We start from the raw sequence: 24,436 nt of genomic DNA on the forward strand, positions 1-24,436 counted from the left end.
CGCACAGCCATGACCGCCGCAGCCATCCGCAGCGAGCACGACCTGCTCGGCGACCGGGACGTCCCCGCCCGGGCGTACTGGGGCATCCACACCCTTCGGGCCACGGAGAACTTCCCCATCACCGGGACGCCGATCTCCGCCTACCCGCACCTGATCGACGCCCTGGCCGCCGTCAAGGAGGCCGCGGCCCTCGCCAACGAGGAACTCGGCCTGCTCGACCCTGAGAAGGCCGCCGCCATCGTCGCGGCGTGCCGCGAGATCCGCGACGGCAAGCTGCACGACCAGTTCGTCGTCGACGTCGTCCAGGGCGGCGCCGGCACCTCGACCAACATGAACGCCAACGAGGTCGTCGCCAACCGGGCCCTGGAGCTGCTCGGCCACGCCAAGGGCGAGTACAAGCACCTGCACCCCAATGAGGACGTCAACCTCGGCCAGTCCACGAACGACGTCTACCCGACGGCAGTCAAGATCGCGACCGTGTTCGCGGTGCAGGGCTTGCTCAAGGCGATGGCCGTGCTGCAGGACTCCTTCGCCCGCAAGGCCGTCGAGTTCCGGGACGTGCTGAAGATGGGCCGCACGCAGCTCCAGGACGCGGTGCCGATGACGCTGGGGCAGGAGTTCTCGGCGTACGCCGTGATGATCGACGAGGACCGCAGCCGGCTGGCGGAGGCCGTCGAGCTGATCCACGAGATCAACCTGGGCGCCACCGCGATCGGCACGGGCCTCAACGCCCCCGCCGGATACGCCGAGTCGGCCCGCCGCCACCTCGCCGAGATCACCGGACTGCCGCTGGTGACGGCGGCGAACCTGGTCGAAGCCACCCAGGACTGCGGTGCCTTCGTCCAGATGTCCGGCGTGCTCAAGCGGATCGCGGTCAAGCTCTCCAAAAGCTGCAACGACCTGCGCCTGCTGTCCTCCGGGCCGCGTGCCGGCCTCGGCGAGATCAACCTGCCGCCGGTGCAGGCCGGTTCGAGCATCATGCCCGGCAAGGTCAACCCGGTGATCCCCGAGGTCGTCAACCAGGTCGCCTTCGAGGTGATCGGCAACGACGTGACCATCACCATGGCCGCCGAAGCCGGACAGCTGCAGCTCAACGCCTTCGAGCCGATCATCCTGCACTCGCTGTCGGAGTCCGTCACCCACCTGCGCGCCGCCTGCCTCACCCTCGCCGAGCGGTGCGTCGACGGGATCACCGCCAACACCGAGGTGCTGCGCCGGACCGTGGAGAACTCCATCGGCCTCGTCACCGCCCTGAACCCGCACATCGGCTACACGGCCGCCACCGACATCGCCAAGGAGGCCCTGGTCACCGGCCGGGGTGTGGCGGAACTCGTCCTGGAGAAGGGCCTGTTGCCGGCCGAGAGGCTGGCCGAGCTGCTGCGCCCGGAGGTCGTCGCGGGCAGCGGACCGGCCCTGGTCTGACCTGCGCGCGCACCAGGACCGGCCCGGAGGCACAATAGTGATCATGACTTCGTCCATGACCTTCCAGCCGGTCCTGGAGCGCATCGCAGGCGAGATCGATCGGACCCCCGGCCGGGGCCGGCCCGCCGACTACATCCCGGCCCTCGCGGCGTGCGACCCGCGCCGCTTCGGCATGGCCGTGGCGGAGCTGGACGGCACGGTGTACGGCGTGGGGGACTGGCGGGAGCCGTTCTCCACGCAGTCGATCACCAAGGTCTTCACCCTCGCGCTCGACCTCGCCCGCGAGGGCGACGAACTCTGGGAGCATGTGGGCCGCGAGCCGTCCGGCAACCCCTTCAACTCCCTGGTCCAGCTGGAGTACGAGAACGGCATCCCGCGCAACCCGTTCATCAACGCGGGCGCGTTGGTGGTCACCGACCGCCTCCAGACGCGTACCGGCGACGCGGCGGGGGAACTGCTGGCCTTCCTGCGAGCGGAGAGCGGCAACCCGACGCTGGACTTCGACAAGGAGGTCGCCGCCTCCGAGTCCGCCCACGGCGACCGCAACGCCGCCCTGGCGCACTTCATGGCCTCGTACGGCAACATCGACAACCCGGTGCCTGCGCTCCTCGACCAGTATTTCCGGCAGTGCTCCGTGATGGCCTCCTGCGCCGACCTCGCCCTCGCCACGACCTTCCTGGCCCGGCACGGCGTCCGTGCCGACGGCACCCGGCTGCTCACCCGCAGCCAGGCCAAACAGGTCAACGCGGTGCTGCTGACCTGCGGGACCTACGACGCGGCCGGCGACTTCGCCTACCGCGTGGGCCTGCCCGGCAAGAGCGGCGTGGGCGGCGGCATCATCGCGGTCGTACCGGGCCGCTGCACGCTGTGCGTGTGGAGCCCGGGCTTGGACGAACGGGGGAACTCGGTGGCGGGAGTGGCAGCACTGGACCGATTCACGACGCTGACGGGGCTGTCGGTGTTCTGACGGGGCCAGGGGAGCGCCCTCATGGGCGCGCGGGGCTGTGACGCTGTGCGGCTCCGCCGCGCGGGCGCGACCACCCCACAACGAACGGGCCCGCACCCGACGGACGACCCCCACCGACCAGACACGTCACGGCCCCCGTCAGGAGGGCAACCCGTCGCTGTCCGGCCACCCGGAATTGCCACGCTCCCCGAGTGCTGGCCACCGCTTTCCCCGTCGATCTCCGCCGCTGCCAGATACTCGGCCTGGCCGGCACCGCCTTCCTCGCCGCCGGCGGTGAGTCCGCGGGTGCCCTGCCCGTCGCAGAACTAATCGCACCGGCCGACGCTCGCGCCGCACTCGGCCTGGTCGGCGTGTACTTCGGGGTCGTGCTGCTGATCGCCGCCTGGTCGCTGCTGGGACGGGTGATCCGCGGGCCCGAGCCGCCGACCCCGCGCGCCCTGCTGCTCGTGCTCGCCCTGTGGGCCGCCCCGCTGCTGCTCGCACCCCCGCTCTTCAGCCGCGACGTGTACAGCTATCTCGCGCAGGGCGCCATGGTCGACGCGCACATCGACGTGTACGCGCACGGCCCGGCCCGGCTCGGCGGCCCGCTCGCCGACGAGGTCGCCCCGGCGTGGCGCACCACGGGAGCCCCGTACGGCCCGGTGTTCCTCGTCGTGGCCGCCGCGCTGTCCGGCCTCAATCGCGGCGAACTCCCCGCCGGCCTCCTCGGGATGCGGCTCGTCGCACTGCTCGGGGTGGCGCTGATGGCGGCCGCGCTGCCCCGCCTCGCCCGGCACAGCGGCGCCGATCCGTCCGCCGCCCTGTGGCTCGGCGCCCTCAACCCGCTCGTGCTGCTGCACCTGGTCGCGGGTGCCCACAACGACGCTGTCATGCTGGGCCTCCTCGGCCTCGGCCTGGTGGCGGCGCTCGGCCGGTGGCCGGTCCTGGGCGCCGTACTCGTCACGCTGGCCACCCTGGTCAAGGCGCCCGCGGTGCTCGGGCTCGCCGCGGTCGCCGTCGTGCAGGTCCGCGCGGGTCGCCGGCCGGCGAAAGCGGTCGTGACGACAGCCGTCGCGGCCGCTGCCACCACCGCCGCCGCCACGGCCGCCGCAGGCACGGGATACGGCTGGATACATGCCCTCGACACCCCTGTGTCCCCGCACAACTGGGCTCTCACCAGCCTGCTCGGCCGTGCCACCCGGGCCCTGCTGGAACGCCTCGGCAGCGACCTGGCGCCACTGGCCGTCCCCGCGTGGCACGCCCTCGGCGTCGTGGCCGCCGTCGTCGCCGTCCTCCTCATCTGGCTGCGGCTGCGCCCGCGGCCGGTGTACGCGCTGGGGCTGAGCCTGGCCGCCGTGGCCGCCTTCGGCCCGGCGATCCGCCCCTGGTACGCCCTGTGGGGACTGTTCCTCATCGCCGCCGCCGCTCCCAGCACCTCGGTACGGCGCCGTGGGGCGGTAGTGACGGGCGTACTCGCGCTCGCCGTCCTGCCCGGCGGCGGCCCCCCTGACACCGGACAACTCGTACTGGCCGTCTCCGGCGGCGTGCTGGCGGTGGTCGTCCTGTGGCAGGCCCATCAGACGGCACAGGCGCCGACGCTGGGACGTACGGCATGAGGCTGCCCGGCAGCGACCGCGGCCGGCTGCTGCTGGTGCTCGCCCTCGTCGCCGCCGTCACCGCCTTCACCGCGACCGTGCCGCTGCTGCGCGACTGGTTCGACCTGCGCGTCTACTACGGGGCCGTCAACGCCTGGGTCCACCACGGCGGACGGATCTACGACTTCCGGATGCCCGGCACGTCGTACGGCTTCACCTATCCGCCGTTCGCGGCGGTCGGCATGCTGCCGATGGCGCTGCTCGGGCCGCGGACGGCGATCGCCGTCGCACTGCTGCTCAACCTCGCCGCGCTGGCCGTGGTGCTGCGCCTGCTCACCGGGCGGGCCTGGCGGCGGTACGGCTGGTACGGCTGCGCGCTGGGGGCCTGCCCGCTCGCGCTGTTCGAGCCACTGCGCGACACGTTCAGCTTCGGCCAGGTGAACCTCCTGCTGCTGGCCCTGGTGCTGGCCGACGGACGGCTGCTGGCAACCGGCCGCGGGCGCTGGGCGGGGGCCGGGATCGGACTCGCCGCGGCCGTGAAACTCACGCCCGCGCTCTTCGTCGTCCTGCTGCTGCTCGCCCGGCGATGGCACGCCGCCGTCCTCGCCACGGCCGCCGCCGCCGCAGCCACGGCGTTCGCGGCCTGTGTGGCGCCGGACGCGTCCCGCTACTACTGGACCGAGGCGATGTGGGACACGACCCGGGTGGGCCGTCTCGACTACGTCTCGAACCAGTCGCTCCAGGGCATCCTGGCCCGGCTGGGAGAACCGGGCCGCCCGGTGTGGGCGGCGGCGGTCCTGCTGGTCCTGGCCGTGTGGGCGGCACGGGCGCGCCGTGCGGCCGCCGCGGGGGACTGGACGGCCGCCTTCGCCCTCACCGGGTTGACGGCCTGCCTGGTCAGTCCGATCACCTGGGTGCACCACCTGGTGTGGCTGCTGCCCTCCTTCGCCGTGCTGGTCCGCGCCGGGCATGTGCGGATCGCGGGCGCCCTGTACGCGGTGCTGTCCACCAGCGTCGTGTGGCTGTGGTTCGACGACTCCTCCGGCGTCGACGGCTTTCTGGGCAGCAACGCCTACACCTGGATCACGCTCGGACTGCTGCTGTGGCTGCCGGCCGGTCAACTCCGCGCCGTACGGCCTGTCAGGAACCGCAACGCCAGCTCCATGACGCCCGCCCCGAGAACGGCTGCGGCCGCGATCGCGCCCGTCTCCGCCCAGCCGGCCCCGTCGTCCGGCGCGAGGGCCGAGGCCATGGGAAGCGCGGCCGGTCCGGGTCTCGGCCTGCCCCGCAGCGCGTCCAGCGACCCGACCGGTTCGACGTGCCCGGCCGCCTTGAACCCCCAGTCGAGCAGCTCGCGGGCCTCCTCGTACACGGCGAAACCGCCGCCCGACTGAGGGTTCATCACCGTGACGACGAGTGTGCGCCCGCCCCGGCGGGCCGCGGCCACGAGCGTGTTGCCCGCGTGGCTGGTGTAGCCGTTCTTGACACCGATCAGCCCGCGGTACGGCTGCACGCCGTCGGCGCCGGACAGCAGCCGGTTGGTGTTCTGGATGACGTACGACGAGCGGCCGCCGTCGGGGAACTTCGCGTCGACCGTGCCGCAGTACCGCGCGAAGTCCGCGTTGCGCAGCCCGGCCCGCCCGAACACGGCGAGGTCGTACGCCGACGACACCTGGCCCGGTGTGTCGTAGCCGTCGGGCGAGCGCACATGCGTGTCGCGGGCACCCAGGGCGCGGGCCTTGGCCTGCATACGCGCGGCCGTGGCGCGCCAGCCGCCATTGAGTGCGGCCAGGACGTGCACGGCGTCGTTGCCGGAGTTGAGGAAGACCCCCCGCCACAGGTCGGCGACCCGGTACGTCCGCCCCTCGGTGACCCCGACCCGGCTGCTGCCCTCGCCGATGTCCTCCAGTTCCTTCTCGGTGACCTCGTGCCGGATGCCGCCGGGCAGCACCGGAAGCACGGTGAGGGCGAACAGCGTCTTGAGCGTGCTGGCGGGCGGCAGCCTGCGGTGCGCGTTGTGCGCGGCGAGCACCTCGCCCGTGCCGGCGTCGGCCACCAGCCAGGACAGCGCGGAGACGCCCGGGACCCGCGGCGCCCCCTTGCGCGGCACGACCCGTGTACCGGGCCGGTACAGCAGGGAGGGCTGCGGAACCGCCGCACGCGGTGCGCCGGGCGCGCCGGGGTCGGCCCCGGGGTGAGCGGCGGCCGCCGCGGGCGCGAGCGCGAGCAGGCCGGTCACACCCAATGCGCAGGCCGACACGGCCGCCCGGGAAGTAAATCCGATGGTCATGCGGTCAACGTAGGAACGGAGCCGCTGTCCGCCGCGCTGCCCGGGCCGAGCGGGGCCTGCGAGCACCCGGATGCCGCACGCCGTACGGGCGAGAAGTCGTCGGCGCGGGAACCGGTCTCCACCGGCGCGGTGGCGCCGCATGGCGACGACGGACCGGGAGGACCCGTGAAGTACATGCTGCTCTTCTGCGGCGACGACACCGTCGACGCCTCGCGCACGGCCCCAGTCCGGGAGAATCAGAACCAGCGCGGGATCGACGCCTTCCGCAAGTCCGTGGAGGAGGTGATCGCGAGCGTCAGCGGACCCGTGACCCGCGAGGTGCTGGACTTCCGTCTCCACGTCGACGAGAGCAGCGCGTTCGGCCACGCCCCCGTGCGCCTGAGCGGCACCCGTACCGACGCGGAGCCGCCGGCCGACGTGGTGCACGTGACCACCGGCTACCGCAACGTCGGCCCACGCCGGCTGATCGCCCACGAGAACGTGTCGGGCCCGCACGACTGGGCCGACATCGCCGCGCTCTACGGAGAGCTGGCCCGCCTCGTGCCCTCCCCGGTGGTCCGCCTCAACCGGGCGGTGGCGGTCGGCATGGCCCAGGGCCCGGATGCGGGCCTCGCCCTGCTGGCCGAGCTCGAACGGGAGGGTGAGCCGGCCGGGTACCACCTGCTGCCCGCCTCCCGCGCCGACCTGCTGCGCCGCAGCGGACGCGGGCAGGAGGCGGCCGAGGCGTACCAGCGAGCGCTGGAACTCGTCGAGAACGAGGCGGAGCGGCGGTTCCTCGAAAGGCGGCTCGCGGAGTGCCGATCGGCGTAGGGAGCGCGCCTCGGCAGGGCGCCGACCGGTGTTGTGATGTGAGTCACGCCGGGTCTAGGGTGAAGGCGCCCGGAGGACTCCGCGGGTCGGCGAGTCGAGTGGCGGCACGCGACCGGGCCGCCTCCGGGCGAGGGAAGTGATCCCGTTGTCCGTCGCCTGGGACGACATCGGCGGGCTCGTCGATGCCCACGAACGATTTCTGGCCGGCGCGCGCGTCGACTCGGATGTCCGGGCCCCGGTGCTCGACTCCTGGAAGCGGTGCAGATACGCGGGGCTGGAGCCGGACCGGCTGCTGGCCCGCTACGCACCGGATCCGGCGCTGGACCATCGGTTCCTGCTCGCGGCCGACCCGGTCCTGACGGAGCTCAGCGCGTCGCTCTCCGATGTGGGGATGACGGTCGTTCTCTGCGACGCACGGGGCCGCCTGGTCCAGCGGCTCGGCGGTGACCCCGGGCTGCGCGGGCGGCTCGACGAGGTGAGGTTCGCCCCCGGGTTCGACGCCTCCGAGCCGGTCGTGGGCACCAACGGCGTGGGCACCGCGCTGGCCGAGCGCGGCCCCGTCTACGTCGTCGGCCGCGAGCACTTCGCCGACTGTCTGCAGCCCTTCGCCTGTGCGGGCGCGCCCGTCCGCGACCCCCTCAGCGGGCGCATCGAGGCCGTACTCGATCTCACCTGTCTGCGCGACGACGGCGACCCCACGATGGTGCGGCTGGTGCGCGAAGCCGCCCGCGACATAGAGGCGCGACTGCTGGAGCACGCCACGCAACGGGAACGGGCGCTCCTCGCCGCGTACCGGCGGGCCGGCCCCGAAGCGGCCCGCCGGCCGCGGCAGCCCGAGCTCGCCGCGGCGGGCCGGGGGAGGGGCCGGGAGAGCGGGGATCTCGGCCGGACGGATCTCGCCGTCCTGCGGGAGAGGGCCGAGGAACTCATCGCCTCCCCGCAGCGCACCCTCGACGAGGTGACCCTGTCCGGAGGCCGTACCGCCGTCCTGCTGCGCCGCCAGGTCATGGGTGCGGCTGGGGAAGCGGGTGTGGTCGTCGAGGCCCGTGTGCTCGGCGGTCCGCGAATGCGCTCCGTTGTACCGGTCGTGCCGGCGGAGCCCGCGCCGGCGGAGCCCGGGCGGGCCGAGTCGGCGCCGGTGGACGTGCCGACCATGGCCGTGCCCGCCGCGCCGCCGCCGTCTCCCGGGCCGGTTCCCGTATGGCCGACGGTGACAGAAGCGGACGACGACGGGGAAGGCGGCGGTGCCGGCGGCCGGCTCCTCCTCGTCGGCGAGCCGGGCGTCGGCCGGCTGGCCGTGCTCGCCCGCAGGCGCCTCGAGCTGTTGCACGACGCCGGCGGCAGGATCGGTACCACGCTGGACGTCACCCGCACCGCGGAGGAACTCGCGGAGGTGGCCGTACCCCGCTTCGCCGACTTCGCCGCGGTCGACCTGCCGGACTCCGTGCTGCGCGGGGACGAGCCGGGGCCGCTCGGGGCCGAGACCCCGCTGCGCCGGGTCGCCCTGGGTGCCGTGCACGAGGATTCCCACCTGTACGGCGTCGGCGACAAGGTCCGTTACGTCCGATCCACTCCGCAGGCCCGCGGCCTGGAGAGCGGGCGGTCCGTACTCGAACCCGTACTGACCGATGCCGCGGGTTGGCTGGCCCAGGATCCGCCGCGCCTCGAGCGGGCGCTCTCGGTCGGCATCCACTCGCTGATCACGGTGCCGCTCCGGGCCCGGGGCGCGACCCTCGGCGTGGTGAGCTTCTACCGCTCCGTGAAGCCCGCCCCCTTCGAGGACGACGACCTGTCGCTCGCCCAGGAGCTGGCCGGGCGTGCCGCCGTCTGCATCGACAACGCCCGCCTCTACACCCGTGAGCACAACACCGCCCTCACCTTGCAGCGCAGTCTGCTGCCGCGGGGCCGGGCCGAACAGAGCGCCGTCGAGGCCGCCTACCGCTATCTGCCCGCGCAGGCGGGGGTGGGCGGCGACTGGTTCGACGTCATCCCGCTGTCCGGCGCCCGCGTGGCGCTGGTCGTCGGCGACGTGGTCGGCCACGGACTGCACGCCGCCGCCACGATGGGCCGGCTGCGCACCGCGGTGCACAACTTCTGCTCCCTCGACCTGCCGCCCGACGACCTCCTCACCCACCTCGACGACCTGGTCGGACGGCTCGACCGGGGCGAGGGCTGGGAGATGGAGAACACACCGCCGGACTCCGGAATCGTCGGAGCCACCTGTCTGTACGCCGTCTACGACCCGGTGACCCGGCTGTGCACCCTCACCCGTGCCGGGCACCTGCTCCCCGCGGTCGTACGGCCGGACGGAACCGCGGAGTTCGTCGACCTGCCCTCGGGGCCGCCGCTCGGGCTGGGTGGGATGCCCTTCGAAACGGTCGAACTCGAACTGCCCGAAGGCAGCCAGCTGGTGCTGTACACCGACGGTCTGATCGAGGACCGTCACCGGGACATCGACTCCGGCCTGGACCGGCTCCGCACCGTCCTGGCCCGCGCCGACCGGGCGCCGGAGGACACCTGCGAGGCGGTCCTGGACGCGCTGTTGCCGGACCGGCCGAGCGACGACGTGGCCCTCCTCGTCGCCCGCACGCACGCCCTCGGGCCGGAGCGGGTCGCGCAGTGGTACCTGCCGAGTGACCCGATGGTGGTGTCCCGCGCCCGTGCGGCTGTCATCGCCCAGCTCGCCGACTGGGACCTCGACGAACTGGCCTTCACCACCGAACTCGTGGCCAGCGAACTGGTCACCAACGCCATCCGCCACGCGACCGGCCCGGTCCAGCTGCGGCTGATCCGCGACCGCGCGCTGATCTGCGAGGTCTGCGACGGCAGCGGCACCTCGCCCCGGCTGCGGCGCGCAAAGACCGAGGACGAGGGCGGTCGCGGACTCTTCCTCGTCGCCCAGCTCACCGACCGCTGGGGGACCCGCTACAGCCCAGATGGCAAGATCATCTGGACCGAACAGCCCCTGCCGTGACGGCCGCAGGGGCCAGGCGGGCGACTCCGCTGCGATGACGAGCGCGGCGGTCACGGCGCGTCGAGGGCGTTCGTGATCGCTTTCACCCCGCCGTGCGCCGCGTGCCCGCCGTCCACCGTGATCTCCGCGCCGTTCACGTACGACGACTCGTCCGGCAGCAGGTACACGACCAGCGGGGCCACCTCGTCGACCGTGCCCGCGCGGCCCGCGCCTCCGTCGCACCGTCACCGCACCGTGAGAGTGACGCCGCGCTCAGACGGACCGGGCCGCCGCTTCCTTCTCGATCTGGTCGAACTGCGCGCCCATGGCCGCCGCCAGGGCCTGTGCAGCCGACAACGGGCGAACCATGACCGTCAGTTCGTCGATCAGACCCTCGTCGTCGAGATGGATGAAGTCGCAGCCGGACAGCTCGCGGCCGCCCACCCGTGCCCTGAACACCAGCGCGTGGTCGCGACCGTCGGAGCCGGCGAGCTCACGCTCGTACCGGAAGTCCTCGAAGACCCGCGTGACACCGCGCAGGATCGCCGTGGTGATCGCCTTGCCGGGGTACGGCTTGAAGACCACCGGGCTGGTGAAGACGACGTCCTCCGCCAGCAGCGCCTCGACGGCGTCCAGGTCCCCGGCCTCGACCGCCTCGCGGAACGCGCGCATCGGATCACCCCATAGTCAATTAGTTGAGTAGGTGAGGGTGAGATTAATCAGTCGTGGCAGGGGTGTCCACTGGATCCTGTCGTCCAATTCCCGTCGTCCGCCCGCGGGCGGGTGGGAATTCGACGACAGGGCCTAGGCTGACCGGGATGTTCAGCCCCGAAGGTCCCAGCCTGCGTGAACTCGCCGTCCAAGCGCTGTCGTCGGTCGAGCGCGGCTACGACCTGCTCGCCCCGAAGTTCGACCACACCCCCTTCCGCACGCCCGACTCGGTGCTCACCGCCGTCGCGTCGGCGCTGGAGCGGGCGGGGCCCTGCGACGACGGCCTCGACCTGTGCTGCGGGACGGGCGCCGGGACGGACGTGCTGGCCCGGGTGTGCCGGCGCAGCGTCACCGGGGTCGACTTCAGTGCCGGCATGCTCGATGCCGCCCGCGAACGCACGCGGATCACGGGGCCGCGCGTCGCCTGGGTGCGCGCGGACGCCCGCGCCCTGCCCTTCGGACCCGCCTTCGACCTCGTGGTCAGCTTCGGGGCGCTCGGTCACTTCCTGCCGCGCGAGCTGCCGGGGCTGTTCGCCCAGGTCCACTCCGCGCTGCGGCCGGGCGGACGCTTCGCCTTCCCCGTGCTCGCGCCACCCCGCCCGTCCTCGCCCGCCTTCTGGATGCTGCTCGGCTTCGACATGGTCATGCGGCTGCGCAACGCCGTGTGGCGGCCGCGGTTCGTCATGTACTACCGCTCCTTCCGGTTCGGGGACGTGCTGCGGGAACTGGAGCGCACCGGATTCCGGGTCGATCTTCGGGCGCTGCCCGAGTTCGGGCAGCGGCGCGACGGAAGCCCACGGGTGCGGATGGTCGTGGCCCGGCGGCCCACCTGGTGAATTTGTTTTTCCACCTTATGCGTTTGATTTTCCAACCCACCAGTCTATGGTGAAGCGCGTGACCACTGAACACGCGACCGAGACGACCGCCGACGAGATCCGCATCGACCCCCTGTGGTGGTCGTGGGAGGGAGCGCACGGCGGCCATGTCGCCGCCGTCGCCCTCGGCGCCGTACGCGACCGGTTCGCCGGGGGAGCGCAACCCGTCCGTACCCTGACCGCACATTTCCTGGCTCCTGTCGACGCCCGGCCCCTGCACTTGTCGGGAGCCGCGCCCGCGGCCGGACGTCGCACGGCCAGCTGCGTCTTCACCGGCCACCAGGGCGGGGAGCCCGTCCTCGTCGGTTCGGCGCTGTTCGGCCCGGGGCGCACCGGGCCCGCGTACGACGGACAGCCGGCCCCGGACGTCCCGCGACCGGACGACTGCCGCCCCCTCGATCTCCCCTCCGAACTTGCCCCCTTCGCCAAGCAGGTGGAGATACGCCCGGCCACCGCGGCCCTCCCGCTCGCCGGAGGCGACACGGCCGAGCTCGTAGCCTGGGTGCGCTTTCCGGACGGCCGTGCGCTCGACGCGGCGGCCGCCGTCACGCTCACCGACGTCCTGCCGCCCGCGCTCTACGCCCGCTGGCGCGCCCCGCGGCCCGTCCCGACCGCGCAGCTGACGGTCCACCTCACCGACGCCCTCGACGCCGGTGCCCCCGAGAGCTGGGCCCTGGTCCGCATCCGTACCGACCAGGCGGGTGGCGGCTGGGCCGTCGACGACAGTGCCGTCTGGTCGGCGGACGGCCGGCTGCTGGCCCTGGGCCGCCAGGCCCGCGTGGTGCGGGGGGACGCGGGAGCCGGTGCCGCATGAGGCTTGGGATGAAGTGGTCCCGACTGCCCGACTGCCCGACTGCCCGGCGGCAGCCGCAGACCGTGGCCGAAGACGCCCGGTGGGCGCCCGGTGGAGTCGGTGCCGCTGTACTTCCGGCGCCCCCGTGCGGTCAGCGCGCTCCGGGCAGCGTGAACTCGTAGACCAGGGCGTCCTGTTGGGCGTCCACTACGAGGTCGGTGATCTCCAGCGGGCGGTCGTACTGGTCGTGGACACGCCGGGTGACCCGTACCGAGGGCGCGTCGGCGAGCGGGGTGATGGCGTCCCGGTGGTGCAGGGTGAGGCCCGCCCGGCGCATCCAGTCGTAGGCCCGCCGCAGCTGCGCCTCGGCGGCACCGTCGGCGCGGTCGCGGTACCGGGCCAGTTCCTCCACCTCGGCGAGGGCCACGGCGGAGAAGGAGGTCACGGCCCTGCGCCTCCCCCGCCCGTCGGCGCCCGCGGACTCGTAGCGGTGCACCAGGGTCGGCCGGTGCGGGGCCAGCCCGAGGACCCGGGCGTGCTCCGGCGGCGGCGTCTCCCAGGTGACGGTGGTCCGGTCGGTGCCCGGGTCCGCACCCCGGGAACCGACCGGGAAGGCGAGCGAGGCCGGGTTCTCGACGGGCAGGCCGGGCAGGGTGGCGTGAGAGCCGCGCCGGTCGGTGGCGACCAGCCCGTCGCGGCGCAGCACCTCCAGCGCCTGCCGTACCGTCTCCCTGCTGACCCCGAAGTGTTCGGCCAACCGCCGTTCACCCGGCAGGCGTTCACCGGGCGGGATGGTCCCGTCGCGCAGCTCGCCGAGCAACTCCCTGGCGATCCGCCAGTAGATCGGCTGTTCCTCGGGGAACGGGTGGTCGTGGGTGGTGCGGGCCATGCCGCGCCTCCTGTTGGTGACGTGCCGTAGCCGTGCGGGCTCATTGCGCCACCAGATCTAGCATTGGTCTAAACCATGAGGGAAGACCGGCCCGCCTGTTCGGCCGAAACCCGGCCCGCTCGGAACCCTTTCACAGCGCGCCGTACAAGGCGTCGATCAGCGCCATCTTCCGTGGGTCGTCGGCGATGCGGGGCCCCATGCGGTTCATCACGTACCCCAGTGAGACCCCGGCCTCCGGGTCGGCCAGACCGCAGGAGCCGCCGAAGCCGTCGTGTCCGAAGGCCCGCGTGTTGGGCCCGTAGGAGCCGTTCGGTCCGCTCAGCCACAGACCGAGCCCGATCTCGGTGTCGTGCTCGAAGCCGGCGCCGAGCACCAGGTCGCGGCAGCCGCCCTGGCCCTCGCGCACCCGCTCGGCCGCCTCGGCGGAAAGGACGCGGTGGCCGTCGTGGGAGCCCCGCCCCGCGAAGACCCCGTACAGAGCGGCGACGGCCCGTGCGGTGCCGTGGCCGTTCGCAGCCGGAATCTCGGCGGCGCGCCACTTGGGCGAGTTGGCCTCCGCTGCACCCACCAGGGGGTTGGCCAGTGCGGCGAGCGCCGTGGGTGTCAACTGGCTGAAGATCGATGCCTGTTCGCTGCTCGAAGCGGCCGGCGGGTGCACCAGCTCGGCCGCCCGCCCTGCTTCCTGCTCCGGCAGTCCGATGGTGAAGTCGATCCCGAGCGGCCCTGTCACCTCCCGCTCCAGGAAGGCGCCGGGCAGCAGCCCCGACACGCGCCGCACGACCTCCCCGACCAGGAAGCCGTACGACAGCGCGTGATATCCGGACTGTGTCCCGGGCTCCCACCAGGGCTCCATCGCCGCCAGGCGCTGCGTGGTCAGCTCCCAGTCGCACAGCTGCGCGAGCGAGTGCGGCTCACGCGGGCCCGACAGGCCGGAGCGGTGCGACAGCAGATGCCGTACGAGCACCTTCTCCTTGCCCGCCGAGGCGAACTCGGGCCAGTACGCGGCCACCGGCGCGTCGAAGTCGAGCAGCCCCCGGTCGGCGAGGATGTGTGCGCACAGGGCGACCGGCCCCTTCGACGTCGACCAGACGTTGACCAGCGTGTCCCGCTCCCACAGGCGCGTGCGCGCCGCGTCCGCCCACCCGCCCCACAGGTCCACCACGGGCCTGCCGTCGACCCTGACGGTGACCGCCGCGCCCAGTTCGCCGCGATCCCGGAAGTTCTCCTCGAACGCCGTGCGCACCGCTTCGAAGCGTGCCTCGCAGTGACCGTGAACCTCTGCCTCGTGCTCGGACATGTGCAGGCCCTCCGTCGTCCGCCGAAAGGCCCGGGCCGCGACACAGCGACCCGGGCCCCCTGAACGTACCGACTGGTCGGACAGGACGGAAGGGCGCGGAGACTCACCGGAAGAACAGGGCGCCCTTCGGCTCCTGATGCCCCTCGGCCGTGTGCCAGTAGTCGCGGGTCTCGACAGCCAGCCCCGCACCGTCGAAGCGCACGAACACGCACCCGGCGAGCGTGGACGGCTCGCCGCCCTGCTCGGCCAGCACCCGGAACTCGGCCACCGCGACGCCGTCCGGGCCGACGACCGGCGCCGAGAACCGCACGTCGGTCACTTTCTCCTCGGCGAACGACCAGCGCAGGTACTCGGCAAGTTCGGCCCGGCCCCGATGCGGCTCGCGGAACGGCATGGATCGGTGCACACACCCCTCCGCGTACACCTGCATCAGCGCGTCCACGTCATGCGCGGCCCAGCCCCGCTGCCACACCCGGACGAAACGTTCCGCGGCCTCACGCGTCTCCATACGGGCCCTTTCAGGCGCGCGGCCGCAGCCAGCGCAGCTTGGCGGCCTCCTGGTAAGGCCCGCCGCCCTCGTGGTCGTTGAACTCGTACACCTCGATCGCCTTGTCGTCGTGCGCCCAGGCGTTGAAGGCCGCGAAGACGGTGGAGGGCGGGCAGGTCTGGTCCTCCAGGGCCGCCGAGAAGAGGGCGGGCGCCCGGCCGCGGGACGCGAAGTGCACGCCGTCGAAGTACGAGAGGGTGCGCAGGGCCTCCTCGGTGCGGCCGCGGTGGGTCTTGAGGTAGCTGCCGATCTCCCGGTACGGGTGCCGGTCCGTGAGCGTCGCCGCGCGCGGATAGTCGCACAGGAACGGCACGTCCGGCGCGACCGCCGCCAGGTCCGGGACGAGACCGCCCACCGCGATCGAGATGCCGCCCCCCTGGCTCGCCCCGACGGCCACCGTACGGGCGGCGTCGGCCAGCGGATGCGAACGGGCCGCCTCCACCGCGCGCACCCCGTCCGTGAACACCCGGCGGTAGTAGTAGTCATTGGGAGCGTCGATGCCCCGGGTCATGAAACCGGGGAACGCGGGCGCGCCCCCCACCGGGTCGGCGGTCCCGCCCCCGGCGCCCCAGGCGCTGCCCTGGCCGCGGGTGTCCATGACGAAGTGCGCCCGCCCCGTGGACGCCCACAGCAGGTGCTCGTGCGGCAGGCCGCGCCCGCCGCCGTACCCCACGAACTCCACGACCACCGGCACCGGCGCGGAGACCTCGGCGGGCAGCGTGAACCAGCCCTTCACCGGGTGACCGCCGAACCCGGCGAACGTCACGTCGTACACCTTCACCGTGGTCAGACCCGTGTCGACGAGTTCGAAGCGGGCGTCCAGGTCGTGCTCGCGGGCTTCCCCGAGGGTCTTGGACCAGAACGCGTCGAAGTCCTCGGGCTCGGCGGACGCGCTGCGGTACTCGCGGAGCTCGTCGATCGGAAGGTCGAACAGGGCCATGTGGGACCGCCTTTGTGGAGAGAGTGCGGATGATCACACCGTACGTGGGTGATCGGACGACTCGCCAGGCCGTCAGGCGTGGCCAGGACGCCGCCGTTGCTTCATCGGCTCAGGGGGCGCGACCGTGCCCGGTACGTCCGTCACGCCCGGCGGCGAGTCCACCGCGGCTCGGTGCGGGCCCACTCACGTTCCCACTCCTCCAGCCGGTGCCGCGTGGCCACGCCGCGTACGACGGACTGCCCGAGCAGGACGACGGCGGCCGCGCCGCCCGTCGCGCAGGCGCCGATCGTCAGGGTGTGCTGCCAGACCGCGGTCTCGCCGGGCGGCGGGGGCACGCTCCGGCCCCGGGAGTCGAACCACACGTCGACCCTGTCACCCTGGCGGGTACCCGCCGGGACGCGCGCGGTGGCCGTCCGCGCACCGGTGCCGGGCTCGGTCCAGCGCACGGTCACCCGGTACGAGTGCTCCCGGCCGCCCTGCACCGACGGCAGTGTGGCGGGGGTTCTGCCGACGACCTCGGCCCGCACCCGGTGACGCTCGGCGCGCTGTGCCGTCGCCACGGTGCGCGCGTCGTCGTGGGCCCACCAGGCCGCGACCGCCCCGGCCAGCGGAGCGCCGGCCAACAGCAACAAGGCGACGGCCAGTACGGTCCACGCCTCGACGACGTCCGACCGGCGCCGCAACGGATTGCGCCGCCAGCGCCAGCCGCGCACCCGGGTTCGCATGTCGACCTCCGCACCGCGCACACCTGCGAGTGCTCGCACGGATTCAGTATCCGTCCACCGCCATCGTTCACCAACGGGCCGCATGGGACCGCCCGACGCCGTTTCCCGCCGCCGCACAGGAGTGCCCGGCGGCGTCGCGGCGAAACCCCGGCGCGGTGGGCCGGGGCCCGCGCGGCCCGGCCGTGAGACCTCTCAGCCGAAACGTTCGATGCGGATGCGATCCACGGGCTGGCCGGCCTCGACCAGCAGTCGCGAGGCGTGCTCGGCGAAGGAGTTGGAGCCGCACACATAGGCCTCCCATCCACCGGGAGGCTGCTCGGCCAGGAGCGGCGCCACATGTGCGGCCGCCATACGTCCCACGGGCACACCCTCCGGCGCGCTTCGCGTGAACACGGGTGTCGTCTCCGCGCCGAACTCCCGCGCGTAGATCAGCTCCTGAGGACCGCGCGCCGAGACCAGCAGCCGCAGCGGCACCGCGAGCTCCCGCGCCCGGTGGTGGCGCACCATCGACATCAGCGGTACGACGCCGGAGCCGGCGCCGATCAGCAGCGCGGGCCGGTCGCCCGGCCAGGCGAAGAACCCGCTCAGCGGGCCGCGCACCTGCACCTCGTCACCGGGCCGGGCCACGGTGTGGAACCAGCCCGAGACCTCACCGCCCGCCACGTGGCCGAGGGTCAGCTCGATGTGCCCCGGGTCGTCGGGCGGGGACGCGATCGAGTAGTGGCGCTGGGCCGCGTAGCCGTCGTCCGCGGTCAGCCTCAGCATCAGGTGCTGGCCGGGCAGGTGCCCGGCCCAGCCGGGCACCGCGAACCGGAAGGTGGCGGCGTGCGGGGTCTCGCGGCGGATCTCGGTGAGGGTGGCGGTCTGCCACACCACGGCGGCGCTGTGGCTCACGGCGATGCGGCCGGGCACGGCGAACCGCGTCGGGGGAGTGAAGGTCTCAGTCACCGGAGTACCGCTGCTCCTCCCAGGGGTTGCCGCGGGCGTGGTAGCCGTTCTGCTCCCAGAAGCCCGGCTCGTCGTGGTCCAGGAGCCTCACTCCCGCGATCCACTTGGCGCTCTTCCAGAAGTACAGGTGCGGCACCAGCAGCCGTGCCGGCCCGCCGTGCTCGGGTGCGAGCGGCTCGCCGTCGTGCTCCCAGACGATCCAGGCACGCCCGCCGGTCAGATCGGCGAGCGGGAGGTTCGTGGTGTACCCGGTGTGCGAGTAGGCGACGGCATGGGTGGCGGACACATGGGGCCGCACCACATCCAGGAACGCGTCCAGTGACACCCCCCTGAAGCGCACCCCGAACTTCGACCAGCTCGTCACGCAGTGGATGTCGCCCTCGTAGACCGAGGCCGGGAACGCGTGCGCCTGATCCCAGCTCCAGGTGCGCGGTGCCTCCACCAGGCCGTCGACGCGGAAGTTCCAGTGGTCGTGCGCCAGCTCGGGTGTGACTTCCGCGGACAGCACGGGCCATTCGTCGCCCGCGTCGTACTGGCCGGGCGGCAGTCCCGGGTTGTGGACGCGGGGGCGCCCGGTGAAGCCTCGGGTGACGTTCATACGGGGGGTGCCTCCAAAATGCATACGCGTTCAACCGTAAGGGCACGCGGGGCATGACCGGGCCCCGGGGCGGCTCCGCGGTCACCCTCGACCTGGTCGAGCGGACCCGGCCGGGCCCCTTCCTGACGCGCACCATCGAGCTCGGCACCTACCTGGGCATACGGCGCGACGGCGGCCTCGTCGCCATGGCGGGGGAGCGGCTGCGCCCGCCGGGCTGGACCGAAATCAGTGCAGTGTGCACCGATATCGCGTTCCGCGGCGAGGGCCTGGCGACCCGCCTGATCCTCGCCGTCGCCCACGGCATCCGGGAACGCGGCGAGACGCCCTTCCTGCACACCGCCGCCCGCGACACCAGGGCCATCCGGCTCTACGAGTCCCTGGGGTTCCGGCTGAGCCGCACCACCGCGTTCCCGGCGGCGCGGGCTCCGCGACGGCCGGCGGACGGTCGCGCCGCCGTGCCGGTGCCGCAGCCGGAAGGGGCGGGCGGCGGCTCTCGGTGACCTGGGCCAGCGCCGAGGATGCGGCCGCCGCCGGCGTCGGTCGGGTGGCGCACCAGGACGTGGTGGTCGCCGGTGTAAGGTGGCCGTCCGGCCGCGGATCGACCCGGCCCCGAGTACCGAGGAGGTGAGACCCATTACCGCTGTGTCAGGTCGGGTGCTCTCACCTCAAGTCGACGCGGCTCACCGGCAGTAGGTGTCCGCGAGAGCGCCCTTCGGCTCCCGAAAGGCCCTCGGCTCTCCATGCCTCCACTCTCTCCCTCGTCGCCCTCTTCCCCCGCACCGTCGTCGTCCTCCTCGCATGACCGGGTCGCCGCCACCCTGCGCGCCGCCGGCTGTGTCTTCGCCGAGGACGAGGCGCAGTTGATACTGGCCGCCGCCCGCACCGCGCACGAGCTGGCCGCCCTGGTGGACCGCCGGGTCACCGGCGAGCCGCTCGAACTCGTCCTGGGCTGGGCCGAGTTCCGTGGGCTGCGCATCGGCGTGGCACCCGGAGTCTTCGTGCCCCGCCGCCGTACCGAGTTCCTCGTCGAACAGGCCCTCGCCCAGGCCCCGGACGCGTCCGTCGTCGTGGACCTGTGCTGTGGCTCGGGCGCCGTCGGCGCCGCTCTGGCCGCCGCCCTCGGCCGCGTCGAGCTGCACGCCGCCGACGTCGACGCGGCCGCGGTGCGCTGTGCCCGCAGCAACGTCGCCGCCGTCGGCGGGCACGTCCATCGCGGCGACCTCTTCGAAGCGCTGCCCGGTCACCTGCGCGGCCGTGTCGACATCCTCGCGGCCAACGTGCCGTACGTCCCCACCGCCGAAGTCGGCCTCCTGCCCGCCGAGGCGCGAGACCACGAGCCACTGGTCGCCCTCGACGGCGGCACGGACGGCTTGGACGTCCTGCGCCGGGTCGCCGCGGAGGCGCCCCGCTGGCTCGCTCCCGGCGGCTGCCTGCTGGTCGAGACGAGCGAACGCCAGGCGGACGCGGCCGTCGACATCTTCACCCGCAGCGGGCTGACGGCACGGCTCGCCGCATCCGAGGAGCTGGACGCCGATGTCGTCATCGGCACCAGGCCCCACAACCGGGGCTCTGCCGAAGCTGCCGGCCCTGAGGCCCCGCGGCCCTGAGGGTGCTCAGGCCGTCGCGCCGCTGTCCTGCGGGCTTGCCGAGGGATAGGGGCCGCGCCAGTCCCTGGGGCCGTGTCCGGGAAATCCGCCACGCCGGTCGCCGTCCTGACCCCTGTCCTTCCAGGGGCCGGAGAGGACGTGCGTGGCGGTCCTGGTGCCGTCGTCGGAGCGGGAGCCGACGAGGTACGCCGTCTCACCCTTCCTGACGGCGTCCGCCCCGCTGTCCGGCGTACCGTCGCCGAACACGCGCGTGTCCGTGGACACCGTCCACGTCCAAGAGGCCCCGTCCTCGCTCTTGACGGTGACCTCGTCGCCGGCCACTTTCTCGACGGTGCCCCGCTGCCAGATCCGTACGACCCACTCGCCGGTGTCACGGTCCTTGACGGTCGCCTCGCCGTGAACGCCCTCGCCGCCGGGGCCGAACCACATGCCGTGGCCGTGCCGCTCACCGGGGCCGTCCGGTGACGCAGACGCGGAGCCGGAGGCCGCCGGCGCGGGCCCGCCGCCCGGCCCGCCCGAGCTCGCCGCGAAGGCCACGCCGCCGACGGCCAGCACGACGGCCGTGGCCGCCGCGGCCACCGCCCGCGCCCGGACGGCCCGGCGTTGCCACAGCTCCCGGAGGCCCACGCCGGGTGAGCGGGCGGGTTCCGTCACGCCGGGACCCGTGATCACCTCCCGGTCCGCGCCCGCGTGTGGGGCCCACGGATTGCCGGACGGCCGGGTGGTCGGCTCGCCGCCGGCGGTGCTTTCCTGGTCCGGATCGTTGCTCACGGCTCGCTCCCATCGGCCACGGCACCCGGTATTTCTCTGCCATGCCTTGCTGCGATTATGGAATGCGGCCGGTAAGGAGCGGGTAATCAAGTCCTGTGAATCGGGGCGGTCACCCCTCCTGCCCCCGCGTCTGCACCCGGGCGATGAGCAGCGCCACGTCGTCGGAGTTGTCCGGCTGGTGCAGGGTGCGCAGCAGCATGTCGCAGAGTTCCTCCAGCGGGCGGTCGGGGCTGTCGAGAAGGCCCAGCAGCGCGTTCAGCCGTTCGTCGAGAGGGTGCTGCCGCGTCTCGACCAGCCCGTCGGTGTAGAAGACCAGCCGGTCGCCGGGTTCGAGGTCGACCGTGGTGGTGGAGAAGGCGACGCCGCCGACGCCCAGCGGGGCCCCGGTGGGCAGTTCGAGGAATTCCGGCGGGCGGCCGGCGCGGACCCGGGCCGGGGGCAGGTGGCCGGCGTTGGCGATCCGGCACTGCCGCAGCCGCGGATCGTGGACGGCGTACACACAGGTGGCGATCGAGGGGTCCAGCCCTTCGGTGATCTTGTCGAGGTGCTCCAGGAGCCGGGCCGGATCCAGGTCCAGCGAGGCCAGGGTGTTCGTCGCGGTGCGCAGCCGGCCCATGGTCGTGGCGGCGTTGATGCCGCTGCCCATCACATCGCCGACGACGAGCGCGGTCTTGCCCCCGTCAAGGGGGATCACGTCGAACCAGTCGCCGCCGACCTCGGCGATGGCGCCCCGCGGGCTGGTAGCGGGAGGCGACCTCGAGGCCGCCGGTCACCGGCGGATGGCTTGGCAGCAGGCTGCGCTGCGGGGTGAGGGCGCTCGTCGAGCAGCCCGGTCGGCCCTACCACGCCGCGTACGGGCTCCTCGCCCTCGGGCACGGGAATCCCGGCTGCACTCATGCCACGCACCGCCTCCGACCGTCCTCGCGGCACGCCGTTCCCCCGTGCCGACTCCCCTTGGCCCACCGCGCTCAACCGTTGCTGCGACGCCACCGTCGCACTCTTCCACCATCTCTCGCCGAGTGGCGGCCGTCCGGCGAAGGTTTGATGCCGAGTCCGCCGCCGAGCGCCCCGGCGGCCGGCGAGACCCTCCGTTTCACGCGCGGCTGACATCGGGTGGCGCCGTGGGTGGTGCTCGCCCGGCGAGTGGTGCTTTTCTGGGGGTGTGGTGTGGTTCGCGGGGAACCCGCGGTCCCGCGCCACCACCACGAGAGGAGCGACGATGGACCGTGAGCGACTGCACGAGGAGCCCGTCTCCGTCGAGATCAGCGGATGCAGCAAGGAGGATGCCCGGATCGTGTTCGACACGCTGTGCGCCTGCTTCGAGTCCGACCGGCGTGCCGACGAGGTGCCGCAGCAGCTCCACGAGTCACGCCCGGCGGTGTGGCTCGGCACGTTCGAAGTCACCGACGCGCATGAGTGCCCCCGCCCGGCCCGGCTCTCGTCCTCCGTCGAGGCCGACGCGCAGGGTGGCTACTGGGCGATCGAGCGGCTCCGCGCCACGTTGGACTCCCTGTTCGCGGTGCGCGACCTCTCCTCGGCCTCCGGGGACCAGGAGCGGGAGCTGCACGTCCTGCTGGAAAGCCGGTGACCTGCGGCACATCACCCCGGGAGTTGTTGTGCAACTAGTTGCATAAACCGTGCGCGGTCCTCTAGAACAGTGGGGACGACACCGCGCACGGAGGCCTGCCATGAGCCGTTACCCGCACCTGCTCAGCCCGCTCGACCTGGGCTTCACCACGCTGCCCAACCGCGTCCTCATGGGCTCCATGCACGTCGGCCTGGAGGAGGCCGAGCGTGGCTTCGAGCGGATGGCGGAGTTCTACGCCGCCCGGGCGCGCGGGGGAGTGGGCCTGATCGTCACCGGCGGCATCGCACCCAACGACGCCGGGCGGCCGTACGAGGGCGGGGCGAAGCTCACCACCGACGCCGAGGCCGAGCAGCACAAGGTCATCACCGAGGCCGTGCACGGCGCGGGCGGCCGGATCGCGATGCAGATCCTGCACTTCGGCCGGTACGCCTACCACCAGGACCTCGTCGCCCCGAGCCCCCTCCAGGCGCCGATCAGCCCTTTCCCGCCCTGCGAGCTGACCGACGCCGAGGTCGAGCAGACCATCGACGACTACGCCCGCGCCGCCCGCCTCGCCCGGCAGGCCGGCTACGACGGCGTCGAGATCATGGGCTCCGAGGGCTACCTCATCAACGAGTTCATCGCCGCGCAGACCAACCGGCGCAGCGACCGCTGGGGCGGCGCGTACGACAACCGCATGCGCTTCCCGGTCGAGATCGTCCGGCGGGTGCGCGAGGCCGTCGGCGAGGACTTCATCATCGTCTACCGCCTGTCCATGCTGGACCTCGTCCCGGGCGGCTCGACGCTCGACGAGGTGATCACGCTCGCCAAGGCCGTCGAGGCCGCCGGCGCGACGATCATCAACACCGGCATCGGCTGGCACGAGGCCCGCATCCCCACCATCGCCACCTCGGTGCCGCGCGGGGCCTACACCTGGGTCACCAAGCGGCTGATGGGCGAGGTGTCCGTCCCGCTCGTGACCACCAACCGCATCAACACCCCCGACCTCGCCGAGGAGTTGCTCGCCGACGGCTACGCGGACATGGTGTCGATGGCCCGCCCGATGCTCGCCGACCCGGACTTCGTCGCCAAGGCCGCGGCCGGAAGGCCCGACGCCATCAACACCTGCATCGGCTGCAACCAGGCCTGCCTCGACCACACCTTCAGCGGGAAGATCACCTCCTGCCTGGTCAACCCGCGCGCCTGCCACGAGACCGAGCTCGTGCTCTCCCCCACCCGGCTGCGCAAGCGCGTCGCCGTCGTCGGCGCCGGGCCCGCCGGGCTCGCCTGCGCCGTCTCGGCGGCCGACCGCGGCCACGAGGTGACCCTGTTCGACGCCGCGAGCGAGATCGGCGGCCAGCTCAACGTCGCCCGCAAGGTCCCCGGCAAGCAGGAGTTCGACGAGACGCTCCGCTACTTCCGTCACCAGCTCGAAGAGCACGGTGTGGACGTACGGCTGAACACACGGGTGGCCATCGAGGACCTCTCCGGCTACGACGAGGTGGTCGTCGCCACGGGCGTCACCCCGCGCACCCCCGACATCCCCGGCGTCGACCACCCGAGCGTCGTGGGGTACCTCGACGTCCTGCGCGACGGCGCCCCCGTCGGCGACCGGGTCGCCATCCTCGGCGCGGGCGGCATCGGCTTCGACGTCGCCGAGTTCCTCACCGACGGCGGCGACAAGGCGAGCGAGGACCCGGCGACGTACTTCCGCCAGTGGGGAGTCGACACCGACTACGCGGCGCCCGGCGGACTCGCCGCCCCCGAGCGGCCCGCCCCGCCGCGCACCGTCCACCTGCTGCAGCGCAAGACCACCAAGGTCGGCGCGGGACTCGGCAAGACCACCGGCTGGATCCACCGCACCGAGCTCAAGCACCGCGGCGTCACCATGGTCCCGGGCGTGCGCTACGACCGTATCGACGACGCCGGCCTGCACGTCACCGTCGACGAGCGGAGCACCGTCCTGGAGGTCGACACCATCGTGCTGTGCACCGGTCAGGACCCGCGGCGCGACCTGTACGAGGCGCTGCTCGCCGCCGGCCGCAGCGCCCACCTCATCGGCGGCGCCGACATCGCCGCCGAGCTGGACGCCAAGCGCGCCATCAAGCAGGGCACGGAGCTCGCGGCAGCACTCTGAGGGCCGTCCCCGCGT

Annotated in this window: 19 protein-coding genes and 5 pseudogenes; 12 read left to right on the top strand and 12 right to left on the bottom strand. The window is 73.2% G+C overall.

Annotation, left to right across the window (positions count from 1 at the left end):
- Positions 1–9 precede the first annotated feature (9 nt).
- The 4 genes from aspA (at position 10) to ACZ562_RS25820 (ending at position 5,357) form a co-directional block, all read left to right on the top strand.
- Positions 10–1,422, top strand: a complete 1,413-nt coding sequence (gene aspA, locus ACZ562_RS25805; protein ID WP_471183470.1) for an aspartate ammonia-lyase — start codon at positions 10–12, stop codon at positions 1,420–1,422.
- Between the two features lie 34 nt (positions 1,423–1,456).
- Positions 1,457–2,389 (top strand): glutaminase, encoded by a 933-nt coding sequence (locus ACZ562_RS25810; RefSeq protein WP_471183897.1) that lies wholly within the window; start codon positions 1,457–1,459, stop codon positions 2,387–2,389.
- A 191-nt stretch (positions 2,390–2,580) separates the two neighbouring features.
- Positions 2,581–3,984 (top strand): polyprenol phosphomannose-dependent alpha 1,6 mannosyltransferase MptB, encoded by a 1,404-nt coding sequence (mptB, locus tag ACZ562_RS25815; RefSeq protein ID WP_471183472.1) that lies wholly within the window; start codon positions 2,581–2,583, stop codon positions 3,982–3,984.
- The gene (locus ACZ562_RS25820; RefSeq protein WP_471183474.1) at positions 3,981–5,357 is read left to right on the top strand and encodes a glycosyltransferase 87 family protein; all 1,377 of its coding nucleotides are present in this window, start codon (positions 3,981–3,983) and stop codon (positions 5,355–5,357) included. The genes mptB and ACZ562_RS25820 overlap by 4 nt, the downstream gene beginning before the upstream one ends.
- Before the next feature lie 59 nt (positions 5,358–5,416).
- Here the strand turns inward: ACZ562_RS25820 and ACZ562_RS25825 are convergent.
- A pseudogene (locus tag ACZ562_RS25825) lies at positions 5,417–6,394 on the bottom strand (D-alanyl-D-alanine carboxypeptidase family protein); the annotation flags it as partial.
- Positions 6,395–6,748: 354 nt separating this feature from the next.
- On the opposite strand from ACZ562_RS25825, the pseudogene ACZ562_RS25830 reads away from it, so the two are divergent.
- Both ACZ562_RS25830 and ACZ562_RS25835 read left to right on the top strand, forming a co-directional pair.
- Positions 6,749–7,063, top strand: a pseudogene (locus tag ACZ562_RS25830) (RNA polymerase subunit sigma-24); the annotation flags it as partial.
- 136 nt (positions 7,064–7,199) lie between these two features.
- Entirely contained in the window at positions 7,200–10,037 is a 2,838-nt protein-coding gene (locus ACZ562_RS25835) for a SpoIIE family protein phosphatase (protein ID WP_471183476.1), read from the top strand.
- 50 nt (positions 10,038–10,087) lie between these two features.
- Here ACZ562_RS25835 and ACZ562_RS25840 read toward each other — a convergent pair.
- Positions 10,088–10,243 (bottom strand): annotated as a pseudogene (locus ACZ562_RS25840) (SDR family oxidoreductase); the annotation flags it as partial.
- A 46-nt stretch (positions 10,244–10,289) separates the two neighbouring features.
- Positions 10,290–10,688 carry a nuclear transport factor 2 family protein gene (locus tag ACZ562_RS25845; RefSeq protein WP_471183478.1) on the bottom strand — a complete coding sequence of 133 codons (399 nt, stop codon included), beginning with the start codon at positions 10,686–10,688 and terminating at the stop codon, positions 10,290–10,292.
- 146 nt (positions 10,689–10,834) lie between these two features.
- On the opposite strand from ACZ562_RS25845, the gene ACZ562_RS25850 reads away from it, so the two are divergent.
- Together ACZ562_RS25850 and ACZ562_RS25855 are read left to right on the top strand one after the other, a co-directional pair.
- Positions 10,835–11,563: a class I SAM-dependent methyltransferase gene (locus tag ACZ562_RS25850; RefSeq protein ID WP_471183479.1), complete on the top strand. Its 729-nt coding sequence runs from the start codon at positions 10,835–10,837 to the stop codon at positions 11,561–11,563.
- A gap of 46 nt (positions 11,564–11,609) precedes the next feature.
- Complete coding sequence (locus tag ACZ562_RS25855) at positions 11,610–12,416, top strand: thioesterase family protein (protein WP_471183481.1); 807 nt, start codon at positions 11,610–11,612, stop codon at positions 12,414–12,416.
- Between the two features lie 130 nt (positions 12,417–12,546).
- Here ACZ562_RS25855 and ACZ562_RS25860 read toward each other — a convergent pair whose 3' ends face one another.
- From ACZ562_RS25860 to ACZ562_RS25890, 7 genes are all read right to left on the bottom strand, one after another.
- Positions 12,547–13,284 (bottom strand): GntR family transcriptional regulator, encoded by a 738-nt coding sequence (locus ACZ562_RS25860; protein ID WP_471183483.1) that lies wholly within the window; start codon positions 13,282–13,284, stop codon positions 12,547–12,549.
- A gap of 130 nt (positions 13,285–13,414) precedes the next feature.
- On the bottom strand, positions 13,415–14,581 hold the full coding sequence (locus ACZ562_RS25865; RefSeq protein ID WP_471183485.1) for a serine hydrolase domain-containing protein: 1,167 nt from the start codon (positions 14,579–14,581) through the stop codon (positions 13,415–13,417).
- 103 nt (positions 14,582–14,684) lie between these two features.
- On the bottom strand, positions 14,685–15,089 hold the full coding sequence (locus ACZ562_RS25870) for a nuclear transport factor 2 family protein (RefSeq protein ID WP_471183489.1): 405 nt from the start codon (positions 15,087–15,089) through the stop codon (positions 14,685–14,687).
- A 10-nt stretch (positions 15,090–15,099) separates the two neighbouring features.
- Positions 15,100–16,068 (bottom strand): acetylxylan esterase, encoded by a 969-nt coding sequence (locus ACZ562_RS25875; RefSeq protein ID WP_471183492.1) that lies wholly within the window; start codon positions 16,066–16,068, stop codon positions 15,100–15,102.
- Positions 16,069–16,208: 140 nt separating this feature from the next.
- Positions 16,209–16,793 (bottom strand): Rv1733c family protein, encoded by a 585-nt coding sequence (locus ACZ562_RS25880; protein WP_471183899.1) that lies wholly within the window; start codon positions 16,791–16,793, stop codon positions 16,209–16,211.
- Between the two features lie 192 nt (positions 16,794–16,985).
- Positions 16,986–17,741 carry a ferredoxin reductase gene (locus ACZ562_RS25885; RefSeq protein ID WP_471183495.1) on the bottom strand — a complete coding sequence of 252 codons (756 nt, stop codon included), beginning with the start codon at positions 17,739–17,741 and terminating at the stop codon, positions 16,986–16,988.
- Positions 17,734–18,339 (bottom strand): sulfite oxidase-like oxidoreductase, encoded by a 606-nt coding sequence (locus tag ACZ562_RS25890; protein WP_471183498.1) that lies wholly within the window; start codon positions 18,337–18,339, stop codon positions 17,734–17,736. The genes ACZ562_RS25885 and ACZ562_RS25890 overlap by 8 nt, the downstream gene beginning before the upstream one ends.
- An 86-nt stretch (positions 18,340–18,425) precedes the next feature.
- Here ACZ562_RS25890 and ACZ562_RS25895 point away from each other — a divergent pair.
- Both ACZ562_RS25895 and ACZ562_RS25900 read left to right on the top strand, forming a co-directional pair.
- Positions 18,426–18,839, top strand: a pseudogene (locus tag ACZ562_RS25895) (GNAT family N-acetyltransferase); the annotation flags it as partial.
- A 240-nt stretch (positions 18,840–19,079) separates the two neighbouring features.
- Positions 19,080–19,946, top strand: a complete 867-nt coding sequence (locus ACZ562_RS25900; RefSeq protein WP_471183499.1) for a putative protein N(5)-glutamine methyltransferase — start codon at positions 19,080–19,082, stop codon at positions 19,944–19,946.
- A gap of 6 nt (positions 19,947–19,952) precedes the next feature.
- Here the strand turns inward: ACZ562_RS25900 and ACZ562_RS25905 are convergent, their stop codons facing one another.
- The gene (locus ACZ562_RS25905; RefSeq protein ID WP_471183502.1) at positions 19,953–20,717 is read right to left on the bottom strand and encodes a hypothetical protein; all 765 of its coding nucleotides are present in this window, start codon (positions 20,715–20,717) and stop codon (positions 19,953–19,955) included.
- Between the two features lie 109 nt (positions 20,718–20,826).
- A pseudogene (locus tag ACZ562_RS25910) lies at positions 20,827–21,535 on the bottom strand (PP2C family protein-serine/threonine phosphatase); the annotation flags it as partial.
- A 401-nt stretch (positions 21,536–21,936) separates the two neighbouring features.
- On the opposite strand from ACZ562_RS25910, the gene ACZ562_RS25915 reads away from it, so the two are divergent.
- Both ACZ562_RS25915 and ACZ562_RS25920 read left to right on the top strand, forming a co-directional pair.
- Complete coding sequence (locus ACZ562_RS25915; RefSeq protein ID WP_471183504.1) at positions 21,937–22,305, top strand: hypothetical protein; 369 nt, start codon at positions 21,937–21,939, stop codon at positions 22,303–22,305.
- Positions 22,306–22,405: 100 nt separating this feature from the next.
- Complete coding sequence (locus ACZ562_RS25920) at positions 22,406–24,421, top strand: oxidoreductase (RefSeq protein ID WP_471183507.1); 2,016 nt, start codon at positions 22,406–22,408, stop codon at positions 24,419–24,421.
- The last annotated feature ends 15 nt before the right edge of the window (positions 24,422–24,436 follow it).

The sequence above is a fragment of the Streptomyces sp. NPDC040410 genome (genome assembly GCF_055595715.1).

Excerpts from the sequence above, each read along its gene's own strand:
- ACZ562_RS25870 (WP_471183489.1), bottom strand. The coding sequence starts at position 15,089 with ATGGAGACGCGTGAGGCCGCGGAACGTTTCGTCCGGGTGTGGCAGCGG.
- ACZ562_RS25820 (WP_471183474.1), top strand. The coding sequence starts at position 3,981 with ATGAGGCTGCCCGGCAGCGACCGCGGCCGGCTGCTGCTGGTGCTCGCC.
- ACZ562_RS25850 (WP_471183479.1), top strand. The coding sequence starts at position 10,835 with ATGTTCAGCCCCGAAGGTCCCAGCCTGCGTGAACTCGCCGTCCAAGCG.
- ACZ562_RS25845 (WP_471183478.1), bottom strand. The coding sequence starts at position 10,688 with ATGCGCGCGTTCCGCGAGGCGGTCGAGGCCGGGGACCTGGACGCCGTC.
- ACZ562_RS25915 (WP_471183504.1), top strand. The coding sequence starts at position 21,937 with ATGGACCGTGAGCGACTGCACGAGGAGCCCGTCTCCGTCGAGATCAGC.
- ACZ562_RS25865 (WP_471183485.1), bottom strand. The coding sequence starts at position 14,581 with ATGTCCGAGCACGAGGCAGAGGTTCACGGTCACTGCGAGGCACGCTTC.
- ACZ562_RS25855 (WP_471183481.1), top strand. The coding sequence starts at position 11,610 with ATGGTGAAGCGCGTGACCACTGAACACGCGACCGAGACGACCGCCGAC.
- ACZ562_RS25860 (WP_471183483.1), bottom strand. The coding sequence starts at position 13,284 with ATGGCCCGCACCACCCACGACCACCCGTTCCCCGAGGAACAGCCGATC.
- ACZ562_RS25920 (WP_471183507.1), top strand. The coding sequence starts at position 22,406 with ATGAGCCGTTACCCGCACCTGCTCAGCCCGCTCGACCTGGGCTTCACC.
- ACZ562_RS25880 (WP_471183899.1), bottom strand. The coding sequence starts at position 16,793 with ATGCGAACCCGGGTGCGCGGCTGGCGCTGGCGGCGCAATCCGTTGCGG.
- ACZ562_RS25875 (WP_471183492.1), bottom strand. The coding sequence starts at position 16,068 with ATGGCCCTGTTCGACCTTCCGATCGACGAGCTCCGCGAGTACCGCAGC.
- ACZ562_RS25890 (WP_471183498.1), bottom strand. The coding sequence starts at position 18,339 with ATGAACGTCACCCGAGGCTTCACCGGGCGCCCCCGCGTCCACAACCCG.
- ACZ562_RS25900 (WP_471183499.1), top strand. The coding sequence starts at position 19,080 with ATGCCTCCACTCTCTCCCTCGTCGCCCTCTTCCCCCGCACCGTCGTCG.
- aspA (WP_471183470.1), top strand. The coding sequence starts at position 10 with ATGACCGCCGCAGCCATCCGCAGCGAGCACGACCTGCTCGGCGACCGG.